The sequence below is a fragment of the Luteibacter sahnii genome (assembly GCF_034063545.1).
Taxonomy (GTDB): domain Bacteria; phylum Pseudomonadota; class Gammaproteobacteria; order Xanthomonadales; family Rhodanobacteraceae; genus Luteibacter; species Luteibacter sahnii.
Window position 1 is genome coordinate 82,221 of sequence record NZ_JAQLOK010000008.1, and the last position, 12,430, is coordinate 94,650.

The 12,430-nt window shown below is 68.5% G+C and carries 7 protein-coding genes; all 7 read left to right on the plus strand.

Annotated features, from left to right (window positions below):
• Positions 1 to 8: 8 nt before the first annotated feature.
• Complete coding sequence (locus tag PI246_RS16425; protein WP_407069828.1) at positions 9 to 2,111, plus strand: TonB-dependent receptor family protein; 2,103 nt, start codon at positions 9 to 11, stop codon at positions 2,109 to 2,111.
• Positions 2,112 to 2,191: 80 nt separating this feature from the next.
• Positions 2,192 to 3,418 (plus strand): ATP-grasp domain-containing protein, encoded by a 1,227-nt coding sequence (locus PI246_RS16430; protein ID WP_320552403.1) that lies wholly within the window; start codon positions 2,192 to 2,194, stop codon positions 3,416 to 3,418.
• Positions 3,415 to 5,190: an IucA/IucC family protein gene (locus PI246_RS16435; RefSeq protein WP_320552404.1), complete on the plus strand. Its 1,776-nt coding sequence runs from the start codon at positions 3,415 to 3,417 to the stop codon at positions 5,188 to 5,190. The genes PI246_RS16430 and PI246_RS16435 overlap by 4 nt, the downstream gene beginning before the upstream one ends.
• Positions 5,187 to 6,350: an MFS transporter gene (locus tag PI246_RS16440; RefSeq protein ID WP_320552405.1), complete on the plus strand. Its 1,164-nt coding sequence runs from the start codon at positions 5,187 to 5,189 to the stop codon at positions 6,348 to 6,350. The genes PI246_RS16435 and PI246_RS16440 overlap by 4 nt, the downstream gene beginning before the upstream one ends.
• Positions 6,328 to 8,076 (plus strand): IucA/IucC family protein, encoded by a 1,749-nt coding sequence (locus PI246_RS16445; protein ID WP_320552406.1) that lies wholly within the window; start codon positions 6,328 to 6,330, stop codon positions 8,074 to 8,076. The genes PI246_RS16440 and PI246_RS16445 overlap by 23 nt, the downstream gene beginning before the upstream one ends.
• Entirely contained in the window at positions 8,073 to 9,329 is a 1,257-nt protein-coding gene (locus PI246_RS16450; protein WP_320552407.1) for a type III PLP-dependent enzyme, read from the plus strand. Before PI246_RS16445 ends, PI246_RS16450 begins: the two co-directional genes overlap by 4 nt.
• Positions 9,330 to 9,590: 261 nt before the next feature.
• Entirely contained in the window at positions 9,591 to 12,422 is a 2,832-nt protein-coding gene (locus PI246_RS16455; RefSeq protein WP_320552408.1) for a TonB-dependent receptor plug domain-containing protein, read from the plus strand.
• Positions 12,423 to 12,430 lie beyond the last annotated feature (8 nt).

Consider the following 12,430-nt stretch of genomic DNA (forward strand, 5'->3'; position numbering starts at 1 on the left):
GAACCGCCGTGCGTGCCATCCTGCGACTCTCCTGCCTCAGCCTCGCCATCGGCGGCGCCCTGTTCGGCTCCCGCGTCCACGCGGACGACACCGACACCACCAAGCCGCGCGATCTGCAGGCGGTTACCGTGCAAGGCAACGTGTTGAACGCATCGAACCCGGAAGACGTGCGCACGTACGCGGGCAGCCGCCAGGTGATCGACGCGAAGGAGCTCTCGACCCGCGCCTACCGTTCGCTCGACGACGCGCTCCAGCACGTGCCGGGCATCAAGATCTTCGACGAGACCGGCACGGGCGCCCTGCCCCAGATCATGCTGCGTGGCCTCTACGAGAGCCGCAGCGGCCGCGTGCAGGTGCTGGAGGACGGCATTCCGCTGTCGCTCGCGCCCTACGGGCAGACGAGCCTGTCGTTGTTTCCCGTCACGATGAACCAGATCGATCGCATCGACATCGTGCGCGGCGGCGCCGCCGTGCAATACGGCCCGAACAACGTGGGCGGCGTGATCAACCTCGTCAGCAAGGCGATTCCCGAGGCGTGGACCACCACCCTCGGCGAAAAGGTCACCGCCGGTGGCAAGGGCCACTACCTCAAGGACACCTCGGTCAGCACCGGCGGCTACCTCACCCCCACCTTCGGCATGCAGCTGGATGCCGACTGGCAGAAGGGCCGCTACTGGCGCGACCACAGCGATACCGACGTCAAGAACGTGCGCCTGCGCACCGAATGGTGGGTGGCCGACGACAAGCTGATCAAGGCGAGCATCGGCCGCTACGTCGCCGGCCTCGATCTGGCCGGCGCGCTCGCGCCCGCAGATTATCGCGACAATCCGCGCCAGGCCACGCGCCCGCTCGATCGGTTCAGCGGACGCACGACGCGCAGCTCGCTTACCTACCAGCAGGACCTCGGCGCGTGGGGCCCATTCGATCGCTCGCAGTTCGACTGGACCAGCTTCGGCGCGGAAAGCACGCGTAACTTCGTCGTCGGCATGCGCCGCGCCTCGACCCAGACCTGGCGCTCCGACCTTGCGCCGCAGCTGCTGCAAAGCGCACCGCGGGGCTTCAGCGTCTACGGCACCGAGCCGCGGGTGTCGCTGCACGTGGACGGCAACGTGACCCAGACGATCACGGTCGGCGTGCGCGCCGAGCGCGAGGACATCGATTTCCTCGTCGGCAATACCGGCCTGGACAACGGCGTGTATACCCTGGTGCGCAACTGGCAATTCAGCGATCGCGCGATCGCGGCCTACGTGAGCGACGCCATCGGCTTCCTCGACGACCGGCTCACCGTCACGCCAGGGCTGCGCTACGAGCACCTCGACTCCGATTACCGCGACCGCACCAGCGGCAAGACCACCCAGAACGACATCCGCAACGGCCTGCCGGGCCTCACCGTCGGCTACAAGGCATCGTCGGACTGGTACCTCTATGCCGATGCGCAGCGTTCGCTGCGCGCGCCGCAGGTCACCCAGATCGTGTTCGGCGATAACCTCGATTCCGAACTGGCGTGGAACTACGAAGCCGGCTTCCGCTTCACGCCGACGCAGGACGTCCGCCTCGACGTCGACGTCTACCGCATCGACTTCGACAAGCAGATCGTGCTGGACAACACCACGCGCACCTACGGCAACATCGGCAAGACCCGCCATCAGGGCGTCGAGGGCCAGTTCCGCTGGAGCCCGGCGAACGTGCGCGGCCTCAGCCTCGACGTGGGCTATGCCTACCTCGACGCCTCCCAGGAGTCCGGTGCGTTCGAAGGCAAGCGCGTGCCCTACACCTCGCGCCGCCAATACAACCTCGGCGCGTCATACGACCTCGGCGCGACCACCGTCGCGGTCAACGGCTATTACTTCAGCAAGGCCTTCACGGACGCCGCCAACACGCCGACCGAAAACGCGATCGCCTCGGTGGGGCCGCTCCCGGCCTATGCCGTGTGGAACGCCCAGGTCACGCACACGTTCTCCCGCAGCGGTACCGGCGCGCTCAAGGGCACGCTGGCGGTGAACAACCTCACCGATCGCCGTTACTACTTCCGTGGCATCGACACGAGCCCCTGGGGCCGCGAGTCCGCGCCGGGCCGCACGTTCACGGCCGGCGTGGAGCTGGCCTTCTAACGCATCGACATCCGCCTGCGGACGTTCCCCGTCACGCCGCGCGCGGCACAACGTATCTCCCCACCCAAGGTGAAGCCGGCATGGATCATTCCCCGCTCGTCATCCTTACGCACGTCTGTCATCCGGCGGTGACACACGGTTTTGTTCCCGCCGCGCACCGCCAGGGCCTGCCCACGGTACTGCTCACCGACCGGCGCCTGGAGCACCTGCGCCATTTCGATGCACACCCGGCGGATACGCCCGCGGCGATCATCGAGTGCGATGTCTTCAATCCGCTCAGTGCGATCGATGCGCTGCACGGCGCGGGCATCCGTCCCGCGGCCGTGTTTTCCAACAGCGACCACCTGCAGACCGCGACGGCGTTGGTCGCCGAAGCGTTCGGCCTTCCCGGCAAGGACTGGCGCACCTGCAAGGCGGCGAAGAACAAGGCGCTGATGCGCGAGCGCCAGCGCGAACGGGGGCTGCCCACGCCATGGTTCCATGCCCTGTCCCCGGGTGCGACGCCGCCCCGCGACGTGCCCTGGCCCATCGTAGCCAAGCCGCGCGAAGGCGTCGCCAGCATGGACGTCAGCCTCTGCGCCGACGCTCACGCGCTCGACCGTTACCTGGACGCCTTCTGGCAGCGCCATCCGGGGCGTGCGGTGCTGCTCGAGGCATTTATCGAGGGCCCGCTGTTCACGCTCGAAACCCTCGGCGACGGCGAACGACTCCACGCGATCGGCGGCTTCGACGTGACGCTGTCGGCACCGCCTCACTTCGTCGAACTCGAGGCGCGCTGGAACGGCCCGGCGGTCACGCACGGCATGGCGCAGGCGCTGGCCCAGGTCGAGGCCTTCGGCGTCGGCATCGGCATCTGCCACAGCGAGTTCATCCTCACCGGGAACGGCCCGGTGCTGGTGGAGATCAACTACCGCAGCATCGGCGACGGTCGCGAGTTCATGCTCGACCGCATGCACGGCGGCCGCTGGTTCGAGACGCTGCTTCAGCCGCACCTTGGCGGACCGCTCGTGTTGCCCGAACCGACGCGACGGCATGCCCGGGTGGACTACGTCGTGGCAGCCAACCAGGGGCGCCTGGTATCGGCCAGCGCAGACCGTTCGATGGCGGCCCCCGGCTGGCAGGCGCACTACCGGGCCCTGCGTCACGAGGGCGAATCGATCCGTCTGACCCATTCGAACAAGGACTACCTCGGCATCGTGAGCACCGTCGGTGACGACGAGGCCGCCCTCGATGAAGGTGTGCGGGCGATCGCCTCGACGCTGCATTGGCACATCGAGGCGACCGAACCCGCGGAGGCACTCGCATGACCGCGCGCCCGAACGTCACCGCGGCCGACGACGCCTACGTCACCCGGCGCATCGTGGATGCCTGCCTGCGCGAAGACGTGCGCCGCCTGGTGACCCTCGGCACCGCGGAGATCCCTCAGCCCCGACACCTGCGCACGTGGCCGCACGAGGCCCCGGCGCTGTGGTGGCGCGTGACGCACCTGCCCGCCGGCACGTTGTGGATCCCCGTCGAACGCCGCGATGACCTGCAGGCCATCGGGGCCGTGTCGCACGGCTGGTTGCGCGAGGCAGGCGACACGACGCACTACGAAGAAGGCGCGTCGTGCTGGCTCGAGCGAATCGGCGAAGGGCTCGACGACGATACGGTCGCCCTGCACCGCCAGTACGCCGCGGAAGCCGCGTGCGCCGCCGCGCATCGCGCGCTCGCCCGCGAAGGCTACGCGCTGCGGGCACGCCATCTCGCCGAGGCGCTCACAGATCCGGACGACATGGAGCGCGCCCTGCGCTGCGATCAGTTGGCGAGTTATCGCGACCATCCGTTCTATCCCACCGCACGCGCCAAGTCCGGCTTCGGCGACGATGACGTGCGGGCCTACGCTCCCGAGTTCGCGCCCACCTTCGAACTGTGCTGGCTGGCGGTGCCACGATCGTCGCTGACGCTGACCACGCCGACACCTGGTTTCTGGCCGACGATGGCCGAAGTGGGCCTGCCCACCGACCTGCATGCCAGCCACGCGCTGGTGCCGGCGCATCCGTTGACCTGGGACCGGATGGAGGGCTTCGCCTTGCCGAACGGCAGCCTTCGCGCGCCTCGGCGCTACCTCGCCGTGCGCCCGACCCTGTCCGTGCGCACCGTCGTGCCGCTGGCCCACCCGCGCTGGCACGTCAAGCTGCCCTTGCTCATGCGTACGCTCGGGGCGCTCAACCTGCGCCTCATCAAGCCGTCCACGATCTACGACGGCCACTGGTTCGAACGGGTGCTTCGGCACCTCGGCGACCACGACCCCGCGTTGCGCGGGCGATACGTGCATGTCGACGAGTCGCACGGCGGCCATGTGGACGACGCCCGGCACCTCGCCTACATCGTGCGTGCCTACCCGCCGTCCGACGGCGAGACCCTCCTGCCCGTCGCGGCGCTATGCGCGTCCATGCCGGATGGACGTCCGTTCGCCCTGCACGTGGCCGACCGTTTCCACGGCGGCGATGTCATGGCCTGGTGGCGCGCCTACGCGACCTTGCTCTGCGAGGTGCACCTGCGGCTCTGGCTGTGCCATGGCGTGGCGCTGGAGTCCAACCAGCAGAACGCCGTGCTCGCCTACCGACAGGGTATCGCGCCGACCCTGGTGATGAAGGACAACGACGCCGCGCGGGTACGCCTGGATCGCCTGCTCGCGAGCGCCCCGGCGGTACGCGCACTCGGCCGGCCACGCGACGAACGCATCCTCGTCGACGACGACGAGGCGCTCGCCCGCATGTTCTGCACGATCACGCTGCAACTGTGCCTGCTGGCCGTGCTGGAGGGCGTGAGCGAACACGCGCCGGCGTTGAGACGCCCCCTCTACGCGGCGCTGGCCCGGATCGTCGACGCCACCCTCGATGCGCTGGCCGGCGACGGCATCGACGTCGCGCCGGCGCGACGCCTGTTCGACGCGCAGGCCCTGCCGGTGAAATACCTGCTGAGCGCGGGCAGCCTGCTCAGCAAGCAGGCAACCGGGGCCTCGGACATCAACAAGTTCTATGGCGACAGCGGACCGAACTTCATGCGTGATCCGCGGCTGCGCGGGGACGCATGATGCGCGTGCTCGGACCCGTGCTGACGGCGCATTATCTCGCCGCCTTCACCGCCCTGGGCATGCCGGTGTTCATGCCGCGCGTGCTTGGTGCCCTGGCACCCGACGCACCCGCCTGGCTGGCCGGCGCGCTCTACGTGCTGCCGACGGTCTGCACCGCGCTGACGGCCACCACGTGGGGGCGCCTCGCCGATCGCTACGGCCGGCGCCTGTCGCTCCTGCGTGCACAGCTTGGCCTGGCGCTCGGCTTCGCCATGGCGGGCTTCGCCCCTCACCTCGGCTGGTTCGTGCTCGCCCTGGCGATCCAGGGCACGTGCGGCGGATCGCTCGCCGCCGCGAACGCCTACCTCGCGACCCAGTTCGGCCGGGATGGCTCCCTCGCCCGCGCGCTCGACTGGACGCAGTTTTCCGCACGACTGGCGATGGTCTCGGCACCTGCGCTGCTCGGCCTTGCCATGGCATGGGGCTCGCCGCAGGCGCTCTACCGGTATCTGGCCCTGCTGCCGCTGGTGGCCTTCGCGGTGACGCTGTGCCTGCCCCGGGACGATGGCCACGCCACTCACGCGGCGACACGCGCGACGGCTCCCGCCTGGCGCGACTGGCTCGGCCTGCTCGGCGTGCAGTTCCTGTTCTATTTCGCGATGGTGGTGACCTTCCCGTATTTCGTGCCATACGCCGAACGCCTCGGTGTCACCCGCGATGCGACCGCGGGCCTGCTCTACAGCCTTCCGCACCTGGTGTACCTAGTGGCCCTACCGTGGTGGCGCGGCGCCGCCATGGCACCGGATCGTCCCTTGCTACTAGGGCTCGGGGTGTTCTCGCTCGCCTGCCTGGCCCACGCCATGGCGCCATCGCCGGCGTGGATCGTGGCGGCCCGCCTGCTTTACGGCGCGGGCATGCTGCTGGCCCTGGGCGGACTCAATCGCGCACTCGGCCAGCGTGCCGCAGGCGGCCACGCCGGCCACGTCTTCGGCCTGTTCGACGCCTGCGGCAAGTGGGCGGGTGCCGCAGGCGGCCTGACTGCCGGCGCACTCGTTTCGCGCATCGATCTGGCCGCGCCTTTTGTCGCGGCCGCGCTCGCCGGCCTCGCCGCCGTGGCGACGGCCGCCCTTGTCTTCCGTCCCCTGAAGAGGTCGCTCCATGTCCCCGCCAGCGATACGTGACCAGTGGTACCAGGCCCAGGCCGAACGACAGGCCATCGCCTGCTGGATCAACTGCTACCTGCGTGAATTCGCCTTGCCTCGTGGCCAGGCCGATCTGGACGATCGCGGACACGATGCCCCAGGTGGCCTCGCCCACGTCGGCGGCCGCATGCTCCGCATGACGTTCGCCGAGCCGGGCTACGCGTTGTGCATCGGCATCGCGCGCAGCAGCCGGCTGGGGCGCTGCGAGTTTGCCTCGCCGCCTTACCTGAAGGCGCCGGGCGATGCCTGGCGCTGCGCGGATGCGGACGCCACGGTGCGTTTCCTGCTCGAGCGCCTCGCCCCCGAATGCGGCTTCAACGGCGAACTGCACGCGCAGACGATGAACAGCATCGAGGTCGCACGGCAACTGCTCGCCCGCTCGCTCGACGCGCCGCTGACAGGCGACGCCCTGCTCGACGCGGAGCAAGGCATGCTATGGGGCCACGCGATGCATCCCACGCCGAAGAGCCGCGAGGGCCTGCCGTTGCCGCTGGTGCTCGACGCCTCGCCGGAGATCCGCGCACGCGTGCCGCTGTTCTGGTTCCGGATCGACCCGCGCCTGTTCCGCGGGCAAGGCCGCGACGTGCGGGCGACGCTGGCGACGGTGTCGGGCGGCACCGACCGCTACCCCTGCCATCCCTGGGAAGCCGAGCGCCTGCTCGCCCAGCCGCCGCTGCAAGCCGCCATCGCGGCGGGCTGGGTCGAGCCGCTGGGCCCCCTGGGCGACGCGTTGTATCCCACCTCGTCGGTGCGCACGATGTATCACCCGGCGCTGGATTATTTCCTCAAGCTCTCGATCCACGTGCGCCTGACCAACTGCGTGCGCAAGAACGCCTGGTACGAACTCGAAAGCGCGGTGGCGCTGACGCGCCTGCTGGAACCCGTCTGGCGCGACGTCACCCGGCAGGTGCCCGGCTTCGACGTGATGGTGGAACCGGCGGCGACCACGCTCGATTTCAGTGCGTTCTCCGACGACGCCGACGCGCTGCGCGAGCTGACCGAAGGCTTCGGCATGCTCTATCGGGAAAACCTCTCGCCGCTGCATCGCAAGCGCTACCGGCCCCAGGTGGCCGGCGCGCTGTTCACCACCGACCGCGACGGCCACAGCGTCTGTCGACGCATGGTCGAAGGCCTGGGCGGTCCGTACGCCCCCATGGCGCTGGCCTGGTTCCAGTCCTACGCCGCGCGGCTGCTGGAGGGGACGTGGCTGGCCTTTTTCCGCCATGGGGTGGTGCTGGAGCCCCACCTGCAAAACACCGTGGTCGGCTTCGACCGCGGCATGCCCGCCCGCGTATGGGTACGCGACCTGGAGGGCACCAAGCTCGTCGAGCATCACTGGCCTGCCGGGCGCCTGGACGGCCTCTCGGAACGGGCCCGGGCCTCGCTGGGCTATTCGGCGGACCGCGGCTGGAAGCGGATCGCCTATTGCGCGCTCGTCAACAATCTCGCCGAGGCGATCTTCCACCTGTGCGGCGACGACCTGGCGCTGGAACATCGCATGTGGCAGAGCATCGCCGATCTGGCCCGGGGCTGGCAGGCGCGGCACGGCCGTCAGCCCGCTCTCCAGGGCCTGGTCGACGGCGACGCGCTGCCAAGCAAGAACAACCTGCGCACGCGGCTGTTCCGTCGTGCCGATCGCGACGCCGACTACACCGCCTTGCCCAGTCCGATCGGCACCCAGGCACCTTGGGTGGTGGCCGCATGACGCTCCGGATCGATGGGTCGCGCGTGCGCGAGGAAGTGCGGCGCCTGCGCCAGGAGAGCGACGATCCGGTCTGCGCCTATGTCTACGACATCGATGCCTTGCGCACGCATGTGCGCGCGATGCGTGAGGCGCTTCCCGCCGGCTGCGAGCTCTACTACGCGGCGAAAGCCAACGCGGACGCGCCCGTCCTCGCCGCGATCGCGCCGTGGGTCGACGGTTTCGAGGCCGCGTCGGGCGGTGAGCTTCGATGGCTTCGCGCGCACCAGCCGGGCAAGCCCCTGCTCTTCGGCGGACCGGGCAAGCTCGACGCCGACATCAGGGATGCCATCGCCATCCCCGGCTGTACGCTCCACGTCGAAAGCCTCGGCGAGCTACGCCGCCTCGCGGCGATCGCACACCGCACGAACCGCACGGCGAGCGTTTTCCTGCGCATGAACATCGGCGTGGACGGCGTCGGCGACACGCGATTGATGATGGGTGGCAAGCCCACGCCGTTCGGCATGGACGAAGCCGACCTGCCGGCGGCCCTGGCCATCCTCCGCGATGCGCCGCGACTCACGCTGGAGGGGTTTCACTTCCACCTGATGTCTCACCAGTGCGACGCCGCGATACAACTTCGCCTGGTGAACACGTACCTGGACATCGTGCATCGCTGGCAGCGCGATCACGGCGTCGCTGTGACCACGGTCAACGCGGGCGGCGGCTTCGGCGTGGACTATGCCGACCCGTCTCGCTCTTTCGACTGGGCCGCGTTCTGCGAGGGCCTGGGCCGCCTGCTCGCCGATCGCAACGAGACGCTGCGGCTGCGTTTCGAGCCCGGGCGTTTCGTCAGCGTGGCCTGCGGCTGGTACGTCATGGAGGTGCTCGACGTCAAACGCAGCCATGGCGAGTGGTTTGCCGTCGCCCACGGCGGCACCCACCATTTCCGCACGCCGCCCGCGCAAGGGCACGATCATCCGTTCGTGGTCTGGCGTGGCCACGGTGACGTCGCGGTCGCGCACGAGAAGGTCACCCTGGTGGGACAACTCTGCACGCCGAAAGACGTACTGGCCCGACGGCAACCGGTGGATGCCCTCGCGCCCGGCGACTGTCTCGCCTTTCCGCTCGCGGGGGCGTACGCGTGGAACATCTCGCATCAAAACTTCCTGATGCATCCACCGCCGCGCATGCTCTACCTGCCGCCGTGCGATGCGGCGGGCGTCGCGTCACGTCACGACGCCCGGTGCGCCGACGTCGTTCCATCGAAGCCCTGAGGGTTCGCGGGCACGGTCCACTTCCCGCGCGCAGCGTGCGGCACGTCGTAAAACATTGCGAATCTTCGCTTTTCTTTCTCGCATGGTCTTGTCACTCCCATGACGCTGGCGTTATGTTCCCGTTACGCCGTCTAGTCCGCAGGGGAATCGACGGCCGGGTTTCCCCACCCTCCCCACAAACCCCACAGGTCGGTTCCCTTCCCCAGGTGCCGTCCCTTCCGAAGTTGCCGTTTCGCCGCGAGGCGAAGCGCGGAGGTCAGCATGAATACGAATTCCTTCCGGGGCGCTCCCAAGCGCACTGCCCTCGTCGTTGCGCTGAGCGCGTGCCTGCTCTCGGTCGCCGCCCAGGCGCAGGATGCCGCGCCCGACGCCACCAAGTCGCAGAACATGGAGACCGTCGTGGTCACCGGTTCGCGCATTCGTTCGGTCGACGTCGAGACGTCGCAGCCGATCTACACCATGGACCAAAAGGCGATCCAGGCCACCGGCCTGACCAACGTCAACGACGTGCTCGCCCGCCTGCCCTCCACCGGCACGCCCGACATCAGCAACCAGAACCCGCTCGCCAACGGCGATGGCGTCGGCGGCAGCTACGTCAACATCCGCAACCTCGGTTCCAAGCGCACCCTCGTGCTGGTCAACGGTCGTCGCTGGAGCACCAACCTCTCCGGCCTCACCGACATCTCGACCATTCCTGTCTCGATCATCGAGCGCATCGACGTCCTCAAGGACGGCGCCTCGTCGATCTACGGCTCCGACGCGATCGGCGGCGTGGTGAACATCGTCACCAAGCAGAAGTTCGACGGTGCCGAAGCCAACGTCTACTACGGCACCAACGGCAAGCGCGACGGCGACCAGAAAAACTACGAGTTCACCTGGGGCCACAGCACCAAGAACAACTCGATCATCCTCGCCGCCACGCAGCAGCAGACCGATCCGCTGATGAGCAACACCCGTTCGCTGACGCGTTACCCGCAGGGTCCGCGCCATCCGGACGCTCGCCTGGGCCTCACCAACGAAGGCAACATCCTCGCGCCGGACGGCACCAGCTACGTGCTGCGCCCGGGCGGCAACGCGTCCAACCTGGCCGACTACGACCAGCGCGACGCGAACGGCTACAACACCCAGGCCGATTCGACCTTCCGCGCCGGCACCAAGCTGCGCAACCTGTTCCTCACCGACCGTTACAACCTGACCGACAACGTCACCCTGCACGGCACGGCCAGCTACAGCGTGCGCGACTCGTCGACCGTCGTCGCCGGCTATCCGTTCAGCACGTCGGCCACGGGCCTGCAGCTGTCGGGCCAGAACGCCTATAACCCGTTCCCGGGCCAGGACGTCGATTTCGCCCGCCGCCTGACCGAAGAACCGCGCGATTCGTTCAACAAGGATCGCATGGCGCACATCGACGTGGGCGCCGAAGGCTTCTTCACCTTCATCAACCACGACTGGAACTGGGACGCGACCTACACCTACTCGCAGTCGAAGGTGAAACAGGTCTACAACGGCAACGTGTTCCTGCCGAACGCGCAAAAGGCCCTCGGCCCCACCACGCTGGTCAACGGCCAGGTGGCCTGCGCCAATGCCGCCGACCGGGCGGCCGGCTGCCTGCCGTGGAACATCGCCGGTGGCCCCGCCGCCCTGAGCCCCGCGCTGTGGCAGTACCTGGGCTACCTCGCCACCGACCGCGCCACGCAGAAGACCAACGACTTCAGCGCCAACGTGGGCGGCGGCCTGTTCGACCTGCCGGGCGGCACGGTCAGCATCGCCGGCGGCGTCGAACACCGCAAGGAAGAAGGCCGCTTCACGCCGGACGCCACCGATGCGCTCGGCCTGACGACCAACCCCGCCAGCCAGCCGACCAACGGCAGCTACATCGTCAACGAGGCCTACCTCGAACTCGACGTGCCGCTGCTGCGTGACCTGCCCGGCGCGAAGGAGCTCGGCGTCAACGTCGCCAGCCGCTACTCGCACTACAGCAACTTCGGCAGCACCACGAACAACAAGTACAGCTTCCGCTACCGCCCGATCGACGACCTGCTCGTCCGCGGCACCTATGCGCAGGGCTTCCGCGCGCCGAGCATCCAGGATCTCTTCCAGGGCACGGCGCAGACCTTCGACAACTATCTCGACCCGTGCGACGCGGTCTACGGTTCGGCCGCCGCCAAGCCGGTCTGCGCCGCCCAGGGCGTGCCGGCCAACTTCCGCCAGGTCAACCAGAACGGCCAGCCCATCGCCAGCGCCAACGGCGATTCGGGCCAGGTGCCGTTCCTGCAGGGCGGCAGCACCCAGGTCAAGCCGGAGAAGTCGATCACCCGCACCGTCGGCCTCGTGTACAGCCCGCACTACGTGCAGGGCCTGGACTTCACGCTCGACTACTACAAGGTGCAGGTCACCAACGCGATCACCAACCTGACCGCGAACGGCGTCCTGAACTTCTGCTACATCCAGAACATTCCGTCGTTCTGCAACAACGTGACGCGCGACGCGACCGGCACGATCACCAACCTGCTGGAAACGCCCGCCAACGTCGGCACGATCCAGACCCAGGGCTACGACTTCGGCGTGCATTACCGCCTGCCGGAGACGTCGATCGGCACGTTCTCGATCGCGTCGGACAGCACCTACCTGAAGCAGTACGACGAGACGGCGGGTCCGGGCGCCCCGGCACGCCACCTGGTCGGCTACCAGGTCAACCAGGCCGTGGCCACCAACGCCTCCGCCGGCGAGTTCCGCGTGCGCTCCAACCTGGCCCTGAACTGGGAATACAAGTCGTTCGGCGCGAGCTGGACAATGCGTTACTTCTCCGGGCTCAAGGACGTCTGCGTCGACAGCTTCGAGTGCTCCAACCCGAACCAGGTCAACAACGACACCGGTACGCTGGGCGTCGCCCGCAAGGGATCGGTCACCTTCAACGACGCGCAGTTCCGTTACCGCGCACCGTGGCAGGGCACCTTCACCCTGGGCATCAACAACGTGTTCAACCGCAAGGGCCCGCTGTACTACGACGCCGCGTCCTCGGGCGTGCCGCCGTACAACTCGGCGTTCGACGTGGATCGTTTCTTCTACGTCAGCTACGACCAGAAGTTCTGATCCTGGCG